Origin of the sequence: Macrococcus bovicus (assembly GCF_004359575.1) — a bacterium.
GTDB classification, from domain to species: Bacteria; Bacillota; Bacilli; order Staphylococcales; family Staphylococcaceae; genus Macrococcus; species Macrococcus bovicus.
On sequence record NZ_SCWF01000005.1, the window covers coordinates 1 to 18,808 of the forward strand.

Consider the following 18,808-nt stretch of genomic DNA (forward strand, 5'->3'; position numbering starts at 1 on the left):
AGTCTATCGAACTACGTCCTCATGCAGTGGATACACGCACAACCTTCGGACATTGGGAGATAGATACCGTTGTCGGCCAGAAGTCTGGGGAGGATCAGGTTCTCCTCACGATGGTTGAGAGAAAAAGCCGGTATGAACTTATCTTAAAGATTGATGGTAAACAAAGCTGCCATGTAGTCAACGCACTACGTCATCTGATAAAGGAAACAGGAGATGCTTTCCCTAAAATATTCAAGTCCATTACATCAGATAACGGACCTGAATTCAGCGATCTTTCTGAATGCCTCAAAGGATTATCTGAAGTCTACTTCACTCACCCCTATGCCTCTTGGGAGAGAGGGACGAAAGAAAATCAGCACAGATTTATTCGCCGGCATATTCCTAAAGGTATCCCCATTTCAACTGTAACAACTTCTACCGTCCATAAAATCCAGGAATGGATGAACAGATATCCACGCAAGATACTAAATGGACAGTCAGCGATGGAAGTGTTTTTGAAGGAACTAATTAAAGAGAACATACTAAGTGAATCCCTAGGATTCTATATGAACTAGATTTGTCAGGGTGGCTAACTTGTAATTGCAATTTAGATAATAGTTAAACCCTTAAATGTTCCAGGTAAAAATGTATAATTGATATCAAAGATGTTCTCTACTTTAGTACTTTTTCTCTGTACATTATGCAGAAAAATACCTGTATGAGGAACCCTTGTTTCAGTAATTTTATTGTATATATATTTGTCAGTAAATACTTTAGCTAACCTATCTTTGCTCATAGTTTTAACTGAACCAATTAACAAGGATGTGGTTCATCTTCTCTCTCCATAATAAGCTCATATTGATAATTCATATCAGTAACTTTATTATTATCTATAATTGGAACTTTAACTATCTCTCCTCTTACGTTAATTCCAATTCCAATTTCAATAAATAGTTCTAAAATCAACTTCTCAAACAAATCCCCGGCAAGTTTTCTAGCTATATCAGATTTACTTGGTGGTAAAACATCTAGTCCAAATCCTATTGACTATTATATGGTATAGATAGTACTGTTAATAATAGTTCTTCCTATAATTGCTGCATTATCCTTATAATTTTTAATTGTTTTAAGCCATCTATTAGTTTTATTATATTTGTTTCAAACTCAGTAATTGAATATAAAATATTTGAATTAAAAAGTTTAGTAACTCGATACTCAACCTCTTCATTATATTGATAAAAGTTATAATGCGTGTGTCAATTTCTAATGATAAACTAGAGGCTTTCTTTAATCGTCATAAGGATTTACACAAGATACACGTACATGGCTTCAGGCACACGCATGCATTACTCCTATTCGAGGCTGGAGCAACATTAAAGGAAGTTCAGTCACGTCTGGGACATAGCGATATAAAGACCACTATGGACATCTATACGCATATCACATAGGCATCTAGAGAAAAACTAGCGGAGAAGTTTCAGAAACATATTGATTTTTAATATGAATCAATTATTAGAGGAGAATATTTATGAACTATCTACCTGTTCCTGACTCTTTCAATGAGAATGAATTTTCATTTGCAAATGATCCTATACTTAAGATATATGATTCTTTATCAGTTATAAAAAGAAGTTTAGAATTAATAGAAAGCGAAGGGTTACACGAATTTGAACCAGTTATAATGGTGCAACTCAGATTATTATTTTTAGAGCAAAATGAAAGTCATGAACGAGGAAAAAAACAGCGAGAAAAGTTTTCATTACTTAGTCTTTTAAATGATTTCCACATTACACTTGATAATAATACTTTAAGATTTGAAGAAGCAAAAATGTTTCCTAAAATTGCATTAATTTATAGAGATTATGACGATATGAAAAATCAAAGTCCATATTTTTATGCTTCAAGTAAATGTATAGTAGAAAGAAACGTTTATACTTATAAAGAATTTATAGCTCAACCTCTATTAAAGATATCTGATGCAAATGGTGAGCTTAAAGAAAAAGACATAAAACATTGTATTGAGGTATTGGTAGATAAAGGACAAGGAGCTCATTATCAACACTATTTAAAAAAAGTACATGTTGATATAATTATGCGACGAAATATTATTTCACAAACTATTGGACTAGCAGTAATTTCTTCACTCTACGAGCCAATTAGAGATTATTTAATCAGCAATCATATGGAACCATATCTTGATAGAAGCAAGGGTAGTTCATTTAGCATTTTCAGACTTACACCTAAATGGAACTCTGAAAATTGAGAAGGTACTTAAGGGGCAACATCTGTGATAAAGCCATACAAAAAAGCACTCTTTGGAATAATCCAAAGAGTGTTTTAAACGTATATTTAATTGAACACAAACTGTCTACGCCAGTTTGCGTACTGGACTTGTAAGCAAACAAGTTTGCAACAATTCCAGTATTAACGTTTTGAGAACTGTGGTGAACGACGAGCGCCTTTAAGACCTGGTTTTTTACGTTCTTTCATACGTGGGTCACGTGTTAACATGCCCGCGCGTTTTAATGATCCACGGTATTCTGGATCTGCTTCGATTAATGCACGTGCGATACCGTGACGGATTGCTTGTGCTTGTCCTGTGAAACCGCCGCCACGTACGTTGACTAATACGTCGTAGTTGCCTTTAGTTTCAGTGATATCGAATGGTTGGTTTAAGTCTAAGATTAATGATTCAAATGGTAAGTAGTCACGTACGTCACGTTTGTTGATTGTGATGTTACCTTCGCCTGGTACTAAACGTACACGTGCTACTGAATGTTTACGACGGCCTGTGCCTTGGTATTCAACTTGTGCCAATGTATTGTCCTCCTCTTAATTAACCACGTAACTCGTAGTTTACAGGTTGTTGTGCTTGGTTTTTGTGTTCTGGTCCAGCGTATACGTGTAATTTTTTGCCCATTTTATCGCCGAGTGAACCTTTTGGTAACATCCCTTTGATAGATGTTTCTAATAAATGTACTGGGTTTTTCTCACGTAATTCACCAGCAGAGATCTGTTTTAAACCACCTGGGTGTAATGAGTGACGGTAGTAGATTTTGTCTTGTGCTTTGTTACCTGTGAAGTGAATTTTCTCAGCGTTGATGATGATGACGTGATCGCCACAGTCAACGTGTGGTGTGAATGTTGGTTTGTTTTTACCGCGTAAGATAGATGCTACTTCTGAAGAAAGACGACCTAATGTTTGTCCTTCTGCATCAACAACGTACCATTTGCGTTCGATGTTTGATTCGTTTGCCATGAATGTTTGACGCATGTGTTTTTCCTCCTAAAATAAAAAAAGTTCCCTCATGATTTCTGTCTATATATCTGTAACACAATAAGTTTCCGGGGCTTATTGTAGTGGTTGATATTAAACAATACCGTTGTCTATCTTATAACATTCCGGGGGCTGTTGTCAATGACTTCGGTGTATTTTTGGTAATTATTTTCGTGCCTGGCGGGATGTCTTCTGCCAGTTCTTCAGGGGTCAGATAGATTTTCTCGAGGTAGAGTCCTTCTGCCGGTGCGGTCTTGCCCGCTTTCTTACGGTCACGTGCGGCAAGTAGCGCCGTCGTATCATCCTGGCGTCTGCCTTGTCCGATATCGAGCAGATGCTGCACCATGATTCTGACCATGTTGTAGAGGAACCCTGAGCCGATGACGTGGAAGTCGTAGCCGTCACGCGTTTTCGTCACGGTGAAGCTGTAGATGGTCCGTTCTTTGTTGTCGATCTCCGTCTTCGCTGAACAGAAGGAGGTGAAGTCGTGTGTGCCGAGAAAGGCTTGCGCCGCTTCATTCATTTTCACAAGGTCCAGGTCATAAGGATACCACGTCTCGAGTCCCGTCTTCATGACGTCTCTATGCGGCGCCTGATAGATTTTATAGCGATAGGCTTTACCGATACAGTCATAGCGGCTGTGGAACGTCTCAGGAATCTCTCTGACGGCTGTGATATAGATATCATCCGGCAGCGCCGAGTTGAAGGCATGCTGCCATTTGTCGGGTGTCAGCTTCAGATGAGTATCGAAATGGACGTACTGACAGAGGGCATGGACCCCTTTGTCGGTACGCGATGATGGATGAATACGTACGAAATCCCGGTGCATACGCTTTAGGATGCGCTCCAGTTCGTACTGCACGGTGCGCCCTTCATTCTGGATCTGAAAGCCCTGAAAGTTCGCGCCGTTATAAGTCAGCTGTAATAGTATACGCATGAGTCACCTCTAATTCCTGAAGTACAGGATCAATAATGTAATCGGGATGATTGCAAGCAGGGCGAGCGTGTCTGCCTGTCGCCAGTGCAGCTTGCGGTATTTCGTGCGGCCGATGTCACCCCGGTAGCCCCGCACCTCCATCGCAACAGCGAGGTCTTCTGCTCGCTTAAAGGCCGAGACAAAGAGCGGCACCAAGAGCGGCACGATAGCTTTCAGCCGCTTCACCGGGCTCCCTGTCGTCATATCAGAGCCTCGTGACATCTGTGCCCGCATGATCTTCTGCGTCTCGTCCATCAAGGTCGGGATGAAGCGCAGTGCGATCGACATCATGAGCGCGAGTTCATGGACCGGCACTTTGATTTTCTTCAGCGGTCTGAAGAGGGTCTCGATGGCATCTGTCAGCGAGATAGGGCTTGTTGACAGCGTCATGATGGTCGTCAGGATAATGATAAGGACAAAGCGGAGCATGATGAAGAGCCCCTGCTCGACGCCGTTCCGGTCGACTGTGATAAAGCCGAGCTTAAAGAGTGTGCCGCCGCCTTTCGTCCAGAAGAGATGCATGAAGAACGTAAAGAGCAGCAGGATCAGTATCGGCTTCAGACCTGCGAGCAGGAAGGACAGCTTCAGCTTCGCTGCATAGAGAATACCTAAAATGACGAGGATCAGGAAGGCGTAGGTGATGACGTTATTCGCAAAGAAGATCACGATCGTCATCAGGAAGACGAAGATGATCTTCGTCCGCGGATCCAGGCGGTGAACGAATGAGTCGAGCGGCACGTAACGGCCGAGTACCATTTTATCGAGCATCGTGCTGCCTCCAGTCCTGATACATGCGGCTGAAGTCATGCATATTCAGCGCGAGCGCCGGGAACTTGATGCCGTGCTTCTCTTCTACTGCACGCTGCAGCTGCACCACTTTAGGAGGCATCATGTCATAAGGCGTCAAATCTCTACTGAATATCTCTGCCGGTGTGCCTTCCAGCACCAGTCGGCCGTCGTGCAGCACTTTGATCTCATCCGCACGAGCAGCCTGGTCCATCTGGTGCGTCACCAGGATGAGGGTCATGCCGGTCGCCTGGATATCGTCAAAGAGCGCCATGATCTCTTCCTGGCCGCGCGGATCAAGGCCCGCTGTCGGTTCGTCGAGAACCAGTATGTCCGGCTCCATGGCGAGAACCCCGGCTATCGCTACACGCCGCATCTGTCCGCCTGAGAGCTCAAAAGGCGAACGGTTAAAAAGGCTTTCATCTATGGCGAGGAGGGCTGCCAGGCGGTAAGCCCGCTCGATGGCTTCTTCTTTAGGTACCCCGTAGTTGAGGGGCCCGAAAATAATATCCTTGAGCACGGTCTCTTCAAAGAGCTGCTGTTCAGCGAACTGAAAAACAACCCCGACTTTACGACGGAGCGGTAGCAGTTCTTTACTCTTCGTCTTCGCTGTGACCTGGACGTCATCAAAATGCATCATGCCTTCTGTCGGTTTCAGCAGTGCATTCAAGTGCTGGATAAGCGTTGATTTCCCGCTCCCTGTATGACCGATAACAGCGTAATACCGTCCAAGCCTGAAGTCTGTTGTTATGGCGTGCAGCGCCCGCACTTCAAAAGGAGTCCCTTTCGAATAAGCGAAGCCTGTCTGGTCAAATTTAATCATAAGTACTCGAGCAGCTCCTCATCCTTCACAAATTTAGATGTTCCTGTGATCATCTGGTACATGCGCATCGAGAACGGCAGCGGCAGACCGATCGCCTCCACTTCATCACCACGCTCAAATAACGCTTCCGGTGTCCCCTCCATCACGAGCCTCCCTTGATGCATCACTAAAAGACGGTCCGCTTCCAGCGTCTCCTCGAGGTCATGGGTGATGGCGATGACAGTGAGATTTAACTCACGCTGCAGCTGACGGATGGTCGCGAGCACTTCCAGGCGGCCTTCAGGATCCAGCATGGCAGTCGCTTCGTCCAGGATGATGATATCGGGGCGTAACGCGATAACGCCCGCTATCGCCACGCGCTGTTTCTGGCCGCCTGACAAGTGATGCGGCTCATGTGTCTTCATATGGTCCATAGAGACCGCCCTCAGCACGGCATCGACCCGCCGGCGCATCTCATCATGTTCAATGCCGTAATTCTCAAGCCCGAACGCCACATCATCCTCGACTGTCGCACCGACAAACTGATTATCCGGATTCTGGAACACCATGCCGACTTTACCGTGCACTTCATAGCCGTTCTCTGCAGTGACCGGCAGCCCATCAATCGTGATCTCGCCTGTCTGGAGCGGCATGATCGCACCGAGGAGTTTGACTAAGGTCGACTTGCCCGAGCCGTTATGACCGACAACGGAGACCCATTCACCGCGTCTGATGGAGAAAGAGACATCCGTCAGTGCAGGCGCCTCCTGCTCTTCATATTGATAACTCACGTGATGGACCTGCAGCATCTGTATTCCTCCTCCAAAGTATGTATTACCAGTATACCGTAAATACCGGTCATAAAAAAAACCTTTTAGCGCCTGCTAAAAGGGTTAAGAATGAAAAAAGCGCGCACTCTGCCACAGGAGTTCACGCATATCGTTGTTCAGTTGTGGCAGAATACTCTGAGCTAGACAATATCTATGTGTGGTAAACATTATCGTTGCACTCATTTGCTTATAGTGTGTGTGTAAGATAAGTGATCTCTATAAATATGAATTAAACTAATTCAATGATAACCATTTCTGAACCGTCTCCGCGACGTGGTCCAACTTTCATGATACGAGTGTAGCCACCTTGACGTTCGTTGTAACGTGGTGCCACTTCATTGAATAATTTTTGTACTGCGAATTGAGTAGTGTCATCTTCGTTAGTGATTTCAACACGACGTAATACTTCTGCTGCCTGACGACGAGCATGTAAGTCACCGCGTTTACCTAAAGTGATTAATTTTTCAACAATTCTACGTAATTCTTTCGCACGAGCTTCAGTTGTTTCGATACGTTCGTTCACGATTAAAGATGTAGCTAAATCGCGTAACATCGCTTTACGTTGATCTGAAGTGCGGCCTAATTTTCTGTAACCCATGAATCGTACCTCCTTTTACTAGTCTTCTTTTCTTAATCCAAGACCTAAGTCTTCGAGTTTAAATTTAACTTCTTCCAGTGACTTGCGGCCTAAATTGCGAACTTTCATCATGTCCGCCTCAGATTTATCTGCAAGTTCCTGTACAGAGTTAATTCCTGCACGTTTTAAGCAGTTGTATGAACGTACTGATAAGTCTAATTCTTCGATAGACATTTCAAGTACTTTTTCTTTGTGATCTTCTTCTTTTTCAATCATGATTTCAGCGTTCTGTGCTTCATCTGTTAAGTTAACGAAGATGTTCAAGTGTTCAGTCATGATCTTCGCACCCAGCGATACTGCTTCCTGTGGTGTTAATGATCCGTCTGTCCAGACATCTAAAGTTAATTTATCAAAGTTCGTACTTTGCCCTACACGTGTATTTTCAACAGTATAGTTCACACGCTCAACTGGTGTATAAAGAGAATCCACTGGAATCACACCAATTGGTAAATCACTCGTATTGTTATCTTCAGCTAAAGCATAGCCACGACCTGCATTCGCGATTAAACGCATTTTCAGGTGTCCACCTTTGGATACTGTTGCGATTTTTAAATCAGGATTTAAAATCTCAACGTCGCTGTCATGCATGATATCTTTGGCAGTGACAATCCCTTCATCTTTCACATCGATTTCAAGCACTTTATCTTCATCTGAGTAGATTTTAAGCGCCAGTCCTTTGATGTTCATGATCATTGTTGTCACGTCTTCTACTACGTTCTCTACTGTAGAGAATTCGTGGAGCACGCCTTCGATTTCGATGTTTTTAACAGCCGCACCAGGTAATGAAGAAAGTAGGATACGACGTAAGGAGTTACCTAAAGTTGTCCCATAACCACGTTCCAACGGTTCAACAACGAATTTACCGAATTTAGAATCTTCACTGATTTCAACTGTCTCAATTCTAGGCTTTTCGATTTCAATCATTTATTTATCCTCCTTCAACAACGTCGAATAATTTTTAGTGCTACTGCTATTGTAAATGAACTGAAGTACTAAATAAAATTATACGCGACGACGTTTTGGCGGACGACAACCGTTGTGAGGAACTGGCGTTACGTCTTTGATCGCTGTGATTTCAAGACCTGCTGATTGTAAAGCACGGATAGCTGCTTCACGACCTGCACCTGGACCTTTAACTGTCACTTCAACTGTTTTTAAGCCGTGTTCCATTGCTGCTTTAGTAGCAGTTTCTGAAGCCATTTGTGCTGCGAATGGAGTAGATTTACGAGAACCTCTGAAACCTAACGCACCAGCTGATGACCAAGATAAAGCATTACCGAATTCATCAGTAATTGTGACGATTGTATTGTTGAATGTTGAACGGATGTGAGCTACACCGTTTTCAATATTCTTTTTAACTCTACGTTTACGAGATACTTGTTTACGAGCCATTTATGTTTCACTCCTTTACTTATTATTTCTTTTTGTTAGCGACCGTTTTAACTGGGCCTTTACGAGTACGTGCATTGTTTTTAGTGTTCTGACCACGAACCGGTAAACCACGACGGTGACGGATACCTCTGTAAGAAGCAATCTCCATCAGACGTTTGATGTTTAAGTTCGTTTCACGACGAAGGTCACCTTCTACTTTGTAACCGTCAACCGTTTCACGGATTTTGTTTAATTCATCTTCTGTTAAGTCGCGCACACGAGTATCTTCAGAAATACCAGCTTCTGAAAGGATCTTTTGTGCGGAAGTTTTACCGATACCATAAATGTAAGTTAACGCGATAACAACGCGTTTCTCACGAGGGATATCTACACCTGCGATACGTGCCATTTATAGTGCACCTCCATTTTTATCCTTGTTTTTGTTTGTGTTTTGGGTTCTCACAAATTACCATTACTTTACCATTACGACGAATAACTTTACATTTTTCGCATATAGGTTTAACTGATGGTCTTACTTTCATGTTTATAACCTCCTATTTATGATGGAGTTCGTTTATTTGAAACGATACGTGATGCGTCCACGCGTTAAGTCGTATGGACTCATTTCCACTGTTACTTTGTCACCTGGCAGAATACGGATATAGTTCATACGGATTTTACCACTCACGTGTGCTAAGATCTCATGACCATTTTCCAGTTCTACTTTGAACATTGTATTCGGTAAAGTATCAAGTACTGTACCTTCTAATTCAATAACATCTTGCTTAGCCATTATCATTTGCCCCCTTTTTTGAAGTTTCAAGAAAGTCGAGATACATTGTCAACTCATCTATTATAAATGATTCGGTGCAATAAATCCACGAGCTTGTTTGGACTTTAGGTGAGGATAACGTCATATCACAAAGATTGATTTGGAACATAAAAAGTATCTTCACCCGGAGGCGAAACGGTAATGTGAATTAAAGGTTAGTTAAAATACCTTCAACGTCAGCTGTCACGTCTTGAATCTCTCTGGAACCGTCAATATTCTTCAGCACGCCCTGCTCGCTGTAAAAGTCGAGTAACGGCTTCGTCTGCTTGATATTAACGCTTAAGCGATTAGCAACAGTTTCAGGATTGTCATCCTCACGTTGATATAATTTACCACCATCAAGGTCACAAATACCTTCTACTTTAGGCGGATTGAATACAAGATGATAAGTTGTTCCGCAAGTCTCACAGATCCGACGTCCCGTCAGACGGTTCATCAGTTCTTCTTCCTGCACTTCAATATTGATCACAGCTTCAATCTTACGACCTGACTCTGCAAGAATATGATTCAGTGCTTCAGCCTGTTCAACTGTACGTGGGAAACCATCAAGTAAAAATCCTTTTTTAGCATCTTCTTCTGCTAAACGTTCTTTCACTATACCAATAGTCACTTCATCTGGTACAAGTTCGCCTTTATCCATGAATGACTTCGCTTCATTGCCGAGCGGTGTGCCGTTCTTGATAGCAGCGCGGAACATGTCACCAGTTGAAATATGTGGGATAGGGTATTTCTTAATAATCTCACTCGCTTGAGTTCCTTTACCTGCACCAGGTAAACCCATTAAAATGATGTTCATTAATTTGCCCTCCTACTAACGTCTTCTAAATCCTCTATATTCACGTTGATTAAGTTGAGCTTTTAATTGAGCGATCGTCTCAAGTGCTACACCGATAACGATCAGTAAACTTGTACCGCCAATCTGCAGAGACTGGGGTAAGTTCATGAGGCCGGTCGCAATCAGCGGCAGGATGGAGATCGCTGCCAGAAAGAGAGAACCGACAAAAGTTAAGCGGTATAAGACACGCGTGATATAGTCTTGTGTTGATTTACCAGGACGGATGCCTGGTACGTAGCTGCCCTGCTTACTTAAGTTCTCAGCCATCTGCTCAGGATTGACCTGGACAAAGGCATAGAAGTAAGAGAATGCAATGATCAGTGCTACATAGATGACCATGCCGACACCGTGAGTAGGGTCTGCATAAGTCGCAACGTTCTGAGCCCAATCTTGTGTCGGGAAGAACATTGTCAGTGTCTTCGGTAACATAAAGAATGCCATCGCGAAGATCACCGGAATTACACCGGCAGCATTCACCTTCATAGGAAGGAATGTTGCCTGTGGTGCAAGACGATTGCCTGTTTGACGTTTAGCATATTGAATCGGAATTTTACGTACTGCCTGCAGTACAAATACCGCACCCGCTGTTAATAGAATCATACCCACAAGTAAGCCAACTGCTTTCAGGATTGCCATCGTCGTATCTTCAGCACCGACGAAACTCTGCTGATAGAACTGTCCAAGTGCTGTAGGGATAGAAGACAGAATACCTGCGAAGATAATGATAGAGATACCATTACCGACACCGTACTGTGTAATCTGTTCGCCTAACCACACTAAAAATGCAGTCCCAGCAGTTAAGACAAGTGCAATCAGCAAGAAGCTCCAGATCGATGTGTTCTGAATCAACTGGCCTCCAAGCATATTGTTAAAGCTATAACTCATTCCCAAACCTTGAATGAAGGCTAAGATGATTGTGAAGTAACGCGTCACCTGATTGATCTTCCTACGTCCTACTTCACCTTGCTTAGACCATTCCGTCAGTTTCGGTACAACATCCATCTGCAGAAGCTGCATGACGATAGATGCCGTGATATAAGGCATAATCCCCATTGCTAGAATGGAGAAGTTCTTTAATGCGCCCCCGCCGAATGTGTTGAATAAATCAGTCACACCAGCGTTGCCTTGTGTGTCAAAAGCACCAGGGTTAACACCCGGGACCGGAATGTAAGTTCCGATCTTAAAGATTAATAACATAGCGAGTGTAAACAATATCTTGCTACGAATTTCTTTTGTTGTGAAGAAATTCTTGAGTGTCTCAAACATTAGATCACCTCGTGAGTTCCGCCCTTACTTTCAATTGCTTCAATCGCAGAAGCTGAGAATTTATGAGCTTTGACTGTAAGCTTTTTAGACAGTTCTCCGTTACCAAGAATCTTGATTCCTGATTTTTCAGCACTTACTACACCAGTTTCAAGTAATAATGCTGGCGTTACTTCAGTACCTTCTTCGAAACGATCTAATTCGCTTAAGTTAACGATAGCATATTCTTTACGGTTGATGTTAGTGAAACCACGTTTTGGCAGACGACGGAATAATGGTAATTGACCACCTTCGAAGCCTAAACGTACGCCACCACCTGAACGAGCTTTCTGACCTTTATGTCCACGGCCACTTGTTTTACCGTTACCTGAAGCCATACCACGGCCTACACGGTTACGTTCTTTACGAGCACCTTCAACAGGTTTCATCTCATGTAATTTCATTACGGCACCTCCTTAATTAATAATAGAAATTAAATTTCTTTAACTGTCACTAAGTGACTTACTTTATTGATTTGCCCACGAATCGCAGGGTTGTCATCAACTTCAACTGTCTGATGCATTTTTTTAAGACCTAAAGCAGCAACAGTTTTACGTTGTGTTTCAGGACGACCGATGATACTACGAGTGAGGGAAATTTGTAATTTAGCCATGTGTATGCCCTCCTTAATTTAATAGTTCTTCGACTGTTTTTCCACGTAACTGAGCTACTTCTTCAGCCACTTTAAGTTCTTTTAAGCCTTCAACTGTCGCGCGGACCATGTTGATTGGTGTGTTTGAACCTAAAGATTTAGATAAGATGTCAGTGATACCTGCTAATTCAAGCACGGCACGCACTGGACCACCAGCGATAACCCCAGTACCAGGTGCAGCTGGTTTAATTAATACGCTACCCGCACCGAAACGACCAATGACTTGGTGAGGAGTCGTACCCTCTACACGAGGAACAGTGATTAAGTTTTTCTTTGCATCTTCGATTGCTTTTTTGATCGCTTCTGGTACTTCTTGTGCTTTACCAGTACCGAAACCAACGCGACCGTTTTTATCTCCAACGACTACAAGTGCAGTGAAACGCATACGACGTCCACCCTTAACTACTTTAGAAACACGGTTAATCGTAACTACGCGTTCTTCAAATTCTTTTACTTCTCTTTCACGACGCATTAAGTGTCCCTCCTTTTATTAAAATTGAAGTCCGTTTTCACGAGCTGCTTCAGCTAAAGCTTGAACACGACCATGGTATAAATACCCTCCGCGGTCGAAGACAACTGCAGTGATACCTTTTTCAGTTGCTGCTTTTGCGACTGCTTCGCCTACTTTTTTAGCTGCTTCTACGTTTGATGTTGCATCTAAGCCTAAAGTTTGAGTAGATGCTTGAGCAATTGTTACACCTTGAGCGTCATCAATGACTTGCGCATAGATGTGTTTATTAGAACGATAGACGTTTAAACGTGGACGTTCAGTTGTACCTGCAAGTTTCGCACGCACACGAGCATGTCTTTTTAAACGTACTTTATTCTTATCGATTTTAGAGATCATGTGAATACTCCTTTCTTTAAGTTAATTACTTACCAGTTTTACCTTCTTTACGACGAACATATTCGCCTTCGTAACGGATACCTTTACCTTTGTAAGGTTCTGGTGGACGAGTAGCACGGATATTTGATGCGATCGCACCTACGCGCTCTTTAGAAATACCTTCAACTTTTACGCTAGTATTTTTCTCAACAGATAATGTGATACCGTCTTCTGCTACGATTTCAACTGGGTGAGAGTATCCAACGTTAAGGATTAAGTTCTTACCTTGCATTTGCGCACGGTAACCAACCCCGATTAATTCAAGTTTCTTTTCGAAACCTTTAGACACACCTTCAACCATGTTTGCAAGTAATGCACGAGTTGTACCATGGATTGTTTTGTGTGCTTTAGAATCAGAAGGACGAACAACTTCTAAAGTGTTCTCTTCTAAGTTATAAGTCATTTCTTCGTTAAATGTTCTTGTTAATTCACCTTTAGGACCCTTAACTGTCACTGTGTTGCCGTTGATCTTCACTTCAACACCAGCTGGGATGTCAATAATTTTCTTACCAACACGACTCATCTGTCGGCACCTCCTTCTTTAATAATTCTTACCAGATGTAAGCTAATACTTCTCCACCGATGTTACGTTGACGCGCTTCTTTATCAGTTAATACACCTTCAGAAGTTGAAACTAATGCGATACCTAAACCATTTAATACTTTAGGAAGCTCATCAGCTTTTGCGTAAACACGTAAACCAGGTTTTGAGATACGTTTTAAACCAGTGATAACACGTTCGTTGTTCGCACCGTATTTAAGGAACATACGGATAACACCTTGTTTGTCATCTTCGATATATTCGACGCTTTTCACGAATCCTTCACGTTTAAGGATTTCAGCGATTTCTTTTTTAATGTTTGATGCAGGTAATTCTAATTTTTCGTGGCGCACCATGTTTGCGTTACGCACACGTGTTAGCATATCTGCGATTGGATCTGACATAGTCATTAAAATTTCCTCCTTTCAACTCTTTGATTTTACCAGCTTGCTTTTTTAACGCCAGGAATCTGACCTTTGTAAGCTAATTCACGGAAACAAATACGGCAAAGTTTAAATTTGCGGATAACTGAATGTGGACGTCCACAACGTTCACATCTTGTGTAAGCTTGAACTTTGAATTTAGGTTCACGTTGTTGTTTAACGATCATTGATTTTTTAGCCATTAAGTTTTAGCCTCCTATTAGATTAGAGATTACTTTTGAAATGGCATACCGAATTGAGTTAACAATTCACGAGCTTCCTCGTCAGTGTTAGCCGTTGTAACGATAACGATATCCATTCCTCGTACTTTACTTACTTTATCATAGTCAATTTCAGGGAAAATGAGTTGTTCTTTAACACCTAAAGTGTAGTTACCACGGCCATCAAACGCTTTGTTTGAGATACCACGGAAGTCACGTACACGAGGAAGTGAAACGTTTACTAATTTGTCGAAGAATTCGTACATTCTTTCGCCACGTAACGTTACTTTCGCACCGATAGGCATTCCTTCACGTAAACGGAATGTTGCGATTGATTTTTTAGCTTTAGTGACCATTGGTTTCTGACCAGTGATTGCTTGAAGCTCTTCAACTGCAGTATCTAATACTTTAGAGTTCTGAACTGCATCACCGATACCCATATTCACAACGATTTTTTCGATTCTTGGTACTTCCATTACTGATGAGTAGTTAAACTTTTTCATCAATTCAGGTGTAATTTCATTATTGAACTTTTCTTTTAAACGAGTCAAAGTGAGAACCTCCTTCCAAGATTATTAAATGATTTCTCCAGACTTCTTCGCAACACGAACTTTTTTACCGTCTTCTACTCTGTAGCCGACACGTGTTGGTTTGTTTGTTTTAGGATCCAGTAACATAACGTTTGATACGTGAATCGCAGCTTCGCGCTCTTCGATTCCGCCTTCAGGATTCATTTGTGTTGGTTTTTGGTGTTTTTTGATGATGTTCACACCTTCAACTACAACGCGATCTTTTTTAGGAAGTGCTTCAATTACAGTTCCTGTTTTACCTTTATCTTTACCTGTGATAACGATAACTTTGTCGCCTTTTTTTACGTGCATGTCGAGACACCTCCTCAATTTTTAGTGATGATTATAATACTTCAGGTGCTAATGAAACGATTTTCATGAAGTTGCCGTCACGTAATTCACGAGCAACTGGTCCGAAGATACGTGTTCCACGAGGACCTTTGTCGTCACGGATGATAACACAAGCGTTCTCATCGAATTTGATGTATGAACCGTCAGTACGACGTACACCAGACTTAGTACGAACGATTACTGCTTTAACAACGTCACCTTTTTTAACAACGCCACCTGGTGTAGCATTTTTAACAGTACATACAATAACGTCACCAATATTAGCTGTTTTGCGGCCAGATCCGCCTAATACTTTAATAGTTAATACTTCACGGGCACCAGAGTTGTCTGCTACTTTTAAGCGTGATTCCTGTTGGATCATTCTGAGTTACCTCCTTTATCTTATAGTGATTAAATAATGATTGATTCTTCAACTACTTCAACTAAACGGAAGCGTTTTGTAGCTGATAAAGGACGTGTTTCCATAATTCTTACGATATCGCCCATTTTAGCTGTATTGTTTTCATCATGTGCTTTATATTTTTTCGTATACTTGATACGTTTGCCGTATAAAGAATGTGTTTTGTAAGTTTCTACTGACACTGTGATTGTTTTATCCATTTTGTCAGATACCACTTTACCAGTGTAAACTTTGCGGTAATTTCTTTCGCTCACTAGAGTGTCCTCCTCTTTTCAATTATTTTTGTTCAGTTTTTTGTTGCTCAATTTCTCTTGCACGTACAACAGTTTTCATTCGCGCGATTGATTTCTTTACTTCACGAATACGTGCTGTATTTTCAAGTTGACCTGTAGCTAACTGAAAGCGTAGGTTGAAAAGTTCCTCTTTAAGCGCTTTTACTTTTGATTCAATTTCAGAAGTGGTTAAATCTCTAATTTCCTTAGCTTTCATTTGTGTCACCACCCAATTCTTCACGTTTTACAAACTTAGTTTTCACTGGAAGTTTGTGAGATGCTAAACGTAATGCTTCACGAGCTGTTTCTTCTGGAACACCAGCGATTTCAAACATAATACGTCCAGGTTTAACTACTGCTACCCATCCTTCAACGGCACCTTTACCAGAACCCATACGTACTTCTAAAGGTTTTTTAGTGTATGGTGTATGTGGGAAGATTTTGATCCAAACTTTCCCGCCACGTTTCATGTAACGAGTCATTGCGATACGAGCAGATTCAATTTGACGTGATGTGATCCAAGCTGTTGTAGTTGCTTGTAAACCATATTCACCAAATGTTACTTCATTTCCGCCTTTTGAACGACCTGTTGTTTTAGGTCTATGTTGACGACGGTATTTTACACGCTTCGGTAATAACATTATTATTTTCCTCCTTCACTAGACTTCTTAGTAGGAAGAACTTCTCCACGGTAGATCCATACTTTAACACCTAATTTACCATAAGTAGTGTCTGCTTCAGCATGTGCGTAATCGATGTCAGCACGTAATGTATGAAGTGGAACAGTTCCTTCAGAATATTGCTCAGCACGTGCGATATCCGCACCACCTAAACGACCTGATACTTGAGTTTTGATACCTTTAGCTCCAAGTTTCATAGCGCGTTGGATTGCTTGTTTCTGAGCGCGACGGAATGATACACGGTTTTCTAATTGACGAGCGATGTTTTCAGCAACAAGTGTTGCATCCATATCAACTTTCTTGATTTCAACTACGTTGATGTGTACGCGTTTGCCAGTTAAACCGTTTAAGTTGTTACGTAATTTTTCGATTTCAGAACCGCCTTTACCGATAACCATACCTGGTTTACCAGTGTGGATAGCGATATTAACGCGATTAGCTGCACGTTCGATTTCTACACGAGAAACAGAAGCGTCTTTTAAGTTTTCTGCGATATATTTACGAATTTTTAAGTCTTCGTGTAACAGAGTAGCGAAATCTTTTTCTGCATACCATTTCGCATCCCAGTCACGGATGATACCGACACGAAGTCCGATAGGATTAATTTTTTGACCCACTGTATTCCCTCCTTAATGAGATATTAATTATTTAGCTTCTTTATCTGCTACAACGATAGTGATGTGACTAGTACGTTTGTTGATCGCGCTCGCACGGCCTTGTGCACGTGGACGGAAACGTTTTAAAGTCGGACCTTCGTTAGCATATGCTTCTTTCACCACTAAAGTGTCGATGTTCATGTCATAGTTGTGCTCAGCATTTGCTAAAGCTGACATTAATAATTTTTCCACTACTGGTGAAGATGCTTTGTTTGTTAATTTTAAGATGGCAATTGCTTCGCCAACTTCTTTACCTCGGATAAGATCTAAAACTAATCTCACTTTACGAGGTGCGATACGGATTGTTCTTGCTACCGCTTTTGCTTCCATGGTTTCTCCTCCTTAAATATGAAATTAGCGTTTAGTTTTCTTGTCGTCTGCACCGTGACCTTTGTAAGTACGTGTAGGTGCGAATTCGCCTAATTTGTGTCCAACCATATCTTCAGTTACGAATACAGGCACGTGTTTACGTCCATCGTATACTGCGATAGTGTGGCCGATGAAGTTAGGGAAAATAGTAGAGCGACGAGACCAAGTTTTAATTACTGATTTTTTTGAATTTGCTTCCATTGCCTCCACTTTTTTCATTAAGTGATCGTCAACGAAAGGTCCTTTTTTAAGACTACGAGCCATTGTGGCGCCTCCCTCTTATCCTGCTGTACACTGCGGCTTACGCCGCAGTCAGCAAGTTGATTTTATTATTTCTTACGTCCACGAACGATAAGTTTGTTAGAACGATTTTTCTTTTTACGAGTTTTCTTACCAAGAGTTGGTTTACCCCATGGAGACATTGGTGATTTACGTCCGATTGGTGAACGTCCTTCACCACCACCGTGTGGGTGATCGTTAGGGTTCATTACAGAACCACGAACAGTTGGGCGTTTGCCTAACCATCTAGAACGACCGGCTTTACCGATGTTGATAAGTTCGTGCTGTTCATTACCAACTTGACCGATAGTTGCACGGCAAGTTGCAAGAATCATACGCACTTCGCCAGATTTAAGACGAACAAGAACGTATTTACCTTCTTTACCAAGTACTTGAGCAGATGTACCAGCTGAACGTACTAACTGACCACCTTTACCTGGTTTTAATTCGATGTTGTGGATAACTGTACCAACAGGGATGTTAGCAAGTGGTAATGCGTTACCTACTTTGATATCTGCTTCTGGGCCGTTGTTGATCTCTTGACCGACAACTAAGCCTTTAGGCGCGATGATGTAACGTTTTTCACCATCTAAATAGTGGATTAATGCGATGTTTGCTGAACGGTTTGGATCGTACTCAACTGTAGCGACCTTACCTGGAACACCGTCTTTGTTACGTTTGAAATCAATTACACGGTATTGACGTTTGTGTCCGCCACCTCTATGACGAACTGTCAGTTTACCTTGGTTGTTACGGCCCGCTTTTCTCGGAAGGGGCTCAAGTAATGACTTTTCAGGTGACGTTGACGTAATTTCAGCGAAATCTGAACTTGTCATATTACGACGACCGTTTGTAATTGGCTTATAATGTTTAATTGCCATTGT

34 protein-coding genes are annotated in these 18,808 nt (G+C 41.9%); 3 read left to right on the forward strand and 31 right to left on the reverse strand.

The window, feature by feature from the left end; all coding sequences use genetic code 11:
- The 3 genes from ERX55_RS05830 to ERX55_RS05840 all read left to right on the forward strand — a co-directional run.
- A partial coding sequence (locus ERX55_RS05830) for an IS30 family transposase (RefSeq protein ID WP_133451640.1) occupies positions 1 to 554 on the forward strand: 554 nt, incomplete at its 5' end.
- A 672-nt stretch (positions 555 to 1,226) separates the two neighbouring features.
- Complete coding sequence (locus ERX55_RS05835) at positions 1,227 to 1,427, forward strand: tyrosine-type recombinase/integrase (protein ID WP_133451641.1); 201 nt, start codon at positions 1,227 to 1,229, stop codon at positions 1,425 to 1,427.
- Positions 1,428 to 1,507: 80 nt separating this feature from the next.
- The gene (locus ERX55_RS05840; RefSeq protein ID WP_133451642.1) at positions 1,508 to 2,242 is read left to right on the forward strand and encodes a hypothetical protein; all 735 of its coding nucleotides are present in this window, start codon (positions 1,508 to 1,510) and stop codon (positions 2,240 to 2,242) included.
- 161 nt (positions 2,243 to 2,403) lie between these two features.
- Here the strand turns inward: ERX55_RS05840 and rpsI are convergent, their stop codons facing one another.
- From rpsI to rplB, 31 genes are all read right to left on the reverse strand, one after another.
- A complete protein-coding gene (gene rpsI, locus ERX55_RS05845) occupies positions 2,404 to 2,796 on the reverse strand; it encodes a 30S ribosomal protein S9 (protein ID WP_133431452.1) in 393 nt (130 codons plus the stop codon).
- Between the two features lie 19 nt (positions 2,797 to 2,815).
- On the reverse strand, positions 2,816 to 3,253 hold the full coding sequence (gene rplM, locus ERX55_RS05850) for a 50S ribosomal protein L13 (protein WP_133451643.1): 438 nt from the start codon (positions 3,251 to 3,253) through the stop codon (positions 2,816 to 2,818).
- A 118-nt stretch (positions 3,254 to 3,371) separates the two neighbouring features.
- Positions 3,372 to 4,193 (reverse strand): tRNA pseudouridine(38-40) synthase TruA, encoded by an 822-nt coding sequence (gene truA / locus ERX55_RS05855; RefSeq protein WP_133451644.1) that lies wholly within the window; start codon positions 4,191 to 4,193, stop codon positions 3,372 to 3,374.
- 9 nt (positions 4,194 to 4,202) lie between these two features.
- Positions 4,203 to 5,000: an energy-coupling factor transporter transmembrane component T family protein gene (locus ERX55_RS05860; RefSeq protein ID WP_133451645.1), complete on the reverse strand. Its 798-nt coding sequence runs from the start codon at positions 4,998 to 5,000 to the stop codon at positions 4,203 to 4,205.
- The gene (locus ERX55_RS05865) at positions 4,990 to 5,841 is read right to left on the reverse strand and encodes an energy-coupling factor transporter ATPase (protein ID WP_133451646.1); all 852 of its coding nucleotides are present in this window, start codon (positions 5,839 to 5,841) and stop codon (positions 4,990 to 4,992) included. Before ERX55_RS05865 ends, ERX55_RS05860 begins: the two co-directional genes overlap by 11 nt.
- Positions 5,838 to 6,629 carry an energy-coupling factor transporter ATPase gene (locus ERX55_RS05870; RefSeq protein ID WP_133451647.1) on the reverse strand — a complete coding sequence of 264 codons (792 nt, stop codon included), beginning with the start codon at positions 6,627 to 6,629 and terminating at the stop codon, positions 5,838 to 5,840. Before ERX55_RS05870 ends, ERX55_RS05865 begins: the two co-directional genes overlap by 4 nt.
- 250 nt (positions 6,630 to 6,879) lie before the next feature.
- On the reverse strand, positions 6,880 to 7,248 hold the full coding sequence (gene rplQ, locus ERX55_RS05875; RefSeq protein ID WP_133431442.1) for a 50S ribosomal protein L17: 369 nt from the start codon (positions 7,246 to 7,248) through the stop codon (positions 6,880 to 6,882).
- 18 nt (positions 7,249 to 7,266) lie between these two features.
- The gene (locus ERX55_RS05880; RefSeq protein ID WP_133451648.1) at positions 7,267 to 8,211 is read right to left on the reverse strand and encodes a DNA-directed RNA polymerase subunit alpha; all 945 of its coding nucleotides are present in this window, start codon (positions 8,209 to 8,211) and stop codon (positions 7,267 to 7,269) included.
- A 78-nt stretch (positions 8,212 to 8,289) separates the two neighbouring features.
- Positions 8,290 to 8,679: a 30S ribosomal protein S11 gene (rpsK, locus tag ERX55_RS05885; RefSeq protein ID WP_133451649.1), complete on the reverse strand. Its 390-nt coding sequence runs from the start codon at positions 8,677 to 8,679 to the stop codon at positions 8,290 to 8,292.
- A 22-nt stretch (positions 8,680 to 8,701) separates the two neighbouring features.
- On the reverse strand, positions 8,702 to 9,067 hold the full coding sequence (rpsM, locus tag ERX55_RS05890; protein WP_133451650.1) for a 30S ribosomal protein S13: 366 nt from the start codon (positions 9,065 to 9,067) through the stop codon (positions 8,702 to 8,704).
- Between the two features lie 19 nt (positions 9,068 to 9,086).
- A complete protein-coding gene (gene rpmJ / locus ERX55_RS05895) occupies positions 9,087 to 9,200 on the reverse strand; it encodes a 50S ribosomal protein L36 (RefSeq protein WP_017473641.1) in 114 nt (37 codons plus the stop codon).
- 32 nt (positions 9,201 to 9,232) lie between these two features.
- Positions 9,233 to 9,451, reverse strand: a complete 219-nt coding sequence (gene infA, locus ERX55_RS05900; protein WP_133451651.1) for a translation initiation factor IF-1 — start codon at positions 9,449 to 9,451, stop codon at positions 9,233 to 9,235.
- Between the two features lie 187 nt (positions 9,452 to 9,638).
- Positions 9,639 to 10,286, reverse strand: coding sequence for an adenylate kinase (locus ERX55_RS05905; RefSeq protein ID WP_133451652.1), 648 nt, complete (start codon positions 10,284 to 10,286; stop codon positions 9,639 to 9,641).
- 15 nt (positions 10,287 to 10,301) lie between these two features.
- On the reverse strand, positions 10,302 to 11,591 hold the full coding sequence (secY, locus tag ERX55_RS05910; RefSeq protein WP_133451653.1) for a preprotein translocase subunit SecY: 1,290 nt from the start codon (positions 11,589 to 11,591) through the stop codon (positions 10,302 to 10,304).
- On the reverse strand, positions 11,591 to 12,031 hold the full coding sequence (gene rplO / locus ERX55_RS05915) for a 50S ribosomal protein L15 (RefSeq protein ID WP_133451654.1): 441 nt from the start codon (positions 12,029 to 12,031) through the stop codon (positions 11,591 to 11,593). The genes secY and rplO overlap by 1 nt, the downstream gene beginning before the upstream one ends.
- Positions 12,032 to 12,060: 29 nt before the next feature.
- Positions 12,061 to 12,240, reverse strand: coding sequence for a 50S ribosomal protein L30 (rpmD, locus tag ERX55_RS05920; protein ID WP_133431436.1), 180 nt, complete (start codon positions 12,238 to 12,240; stop codon positions 12,061 to 12,063).
- 13 nt (positions 12,241 to 12,253) lie between these two features.
- A complete protein-coding gene (rpsE, locus tag ERX55_RS05925) occupies positions 12,254 to 12,751 on the reverse strand; it encodes a 30S ribosomal protein S5 (protein ID WP_133451655.1) in 498 nt (165 codons plus the stop codon).
- Positions 12,752 to 12,769: 18 nt separating this feature from the next.
- Complete coding sequence (rplR, locus tag ERX55_RS05930) at positions 12,770 to 13,126, reverse strand: 50S ribosomal protein L18 (protein WP_133451656.1); 357 nt, start codon at positions 13,124 to 13,126, stop codon at positions 12,770 to 12,772.
- A 25-nt stretch (positions 13,127 to 13,151) separates the two neighbouring features.
- A complete protein-coding gene (rplF, locus tag ERX55_RS05935) occupies positions 13,152 to 13,688 on the reverse strand; it encodes a 50S ribosomal protein L6 (protein ID WP_133451657.1) in 537 nt (178 codons plus the stop codon).
- 28 nt (positions 13,689 to 13,716) lie between these two features.
- Entirely contained in the window at positions 13,717 to 14,115 is a 399-nt protein-coding gene (gene rpsH / locus ERX55_RS05940) for a 30S ribosomal protein S8 (protein ID WP_012656119.1), read from the reverse strand.
- Between the two features lie 29 nt (positions 14,116 to 14,144).
- On the reverse strand, positions 14,145 to 14,330 hold the full coding sequence (gene rpsN / locus ERX55_RS05945) for a 30S ribosomal protein S14 (protein WP_133417847.1): 186 nt from the start codon (positions 14,328 to 14,330) through the stop codon (positions 14,145 to 14,147).
- Positions 14,331 to 14,359: 29 nt separating this feature from the next.
- On the reverse strand, positions 14,360 to 14,899 hold the full coding sequence (gene rplE, locus ERX55_RS05950) for a 50S ribosomal protein L5 (RefSeq protein ID WP_133451658.1): 540 nt from the start codon (positions 14,897 to 14,899) through the stop codon (positions 14,360 to 14,362).
- 24 nt (positions 14,900 to 14,923) lie between these two features.
- On the reverse strand, positions 14,924 to 15,229 hold the full coding sequence (rplX, locus tag ERX55_RS05955) for a 50S ribosomal protein L24 (protein WP_133451659.1): 306 nt from the start codon (positions 15,227 to 15,229) through the stop codon (positions 14,924 to 14,926).
- 31 nt (positions 15,230 to 15,260) lie between these two features.
- Positions 15,261 to 15,629 carry a 50S ribosomal protein L14 gene (rplN, locus tag ERX55_RS05960; protein WP_133451660.1) on the reverse strand — a complete coding sequence of 123 codons (369 nt, stop codon included), beginning with the start codon at positions 15,627 to 15,629 and terminating at the stop codon, positions 15,261 to 15,263.
- 29 nt (positions 15,630 to 15,658) lie between these two features.
- Entirely contained in the window at positions 15,659 to 15,922 is a 264-nt protein-coding gene (rpsQ, locus tag ERX55_RS05965; RefSeq protein WP_133431431.1) for a 30S ribosomal protein S17, read from the reverse strand.
- A gap of 22 nt (positions 15,923 to 15,944) precedes the next feature.
- On the reverse strand, positions 15,945 to 16,157 hold the full coding sequence (gene rpmC / locus ERX55_RS05970; protein WP_133417843.1) for a 50S ribosomal protein L29: 213 nt from the start codon (positions 16,155 to 16,157) through the stop codon (positions 15,945 to 15,947).
- Positions 16,147 to 16,581 carry a 50S ribosomal protein L16 gene (gene rplP / locus ERX55_RS05975; protein ID WP_133431430.1) on the reverse strand — a complete coding sequence of 145 codons (435 nt, stop codon included), beginning with the start codon at positions 16,579 to 16,581 and terminating at the stop codon, positions 16,147 to 16,149. The genes rpmC and rplP overlap by 11 nt, the downstream gene beginning before the upstream one ends.
- A gap of 2 nt (positions 16,582 to 16,583) precedes the next feature.
- On the reverse strand, positions 16,584 to 17,237 hold the full coding sequence (rpsC, locus tag ERX55_RS05980) for a 30S ribosomal protein S3 (RefSeq protein ID WP_133451661.1): 654 nt from the start codon (positions 17,235 to 17,237) through the stop codon (positions 16,584 to 16,586).
- 27 nt (positions 17,238 to 17,264) lie between these two features.
- Entirely contained in the window at positions 17,265 to 17,606 is a 342-nt protein-coding gene (rplV, locus tag ERX55_RS05985) for a 50S ribosomal protein L22 (protein ID WP_133451662.1), read from the reverse strand.
- A 24-nt stretch (positions 17,607 to 17,630) separates the two neighbouring features.
- Entirely contained in the window at positions 17,631 to 17,909 is a 279-nt protein-coding gene (rpsS, locus tag ERX55_RS05990) for a 30S ribosomal protein S19 (protein ID WP_133417839.1), read from the reverse strand.
- Positions 17,910 to 17,974: 65 nt separating this feature from the next.
- Complete coding sequence (rplB, locus tag ERX55_RS05995; RefSeq protein WP_133451663.1) at positions 17,975 to 18,805, reverse strand: 50S ribosomal protein L2; 831 nt, start codon at positions 18,803 to 18,805, stop codon at positions 17,975 to 17,977.
- Positions 18,806 to 18,808 lie beyond the last annotated feature (3 nt).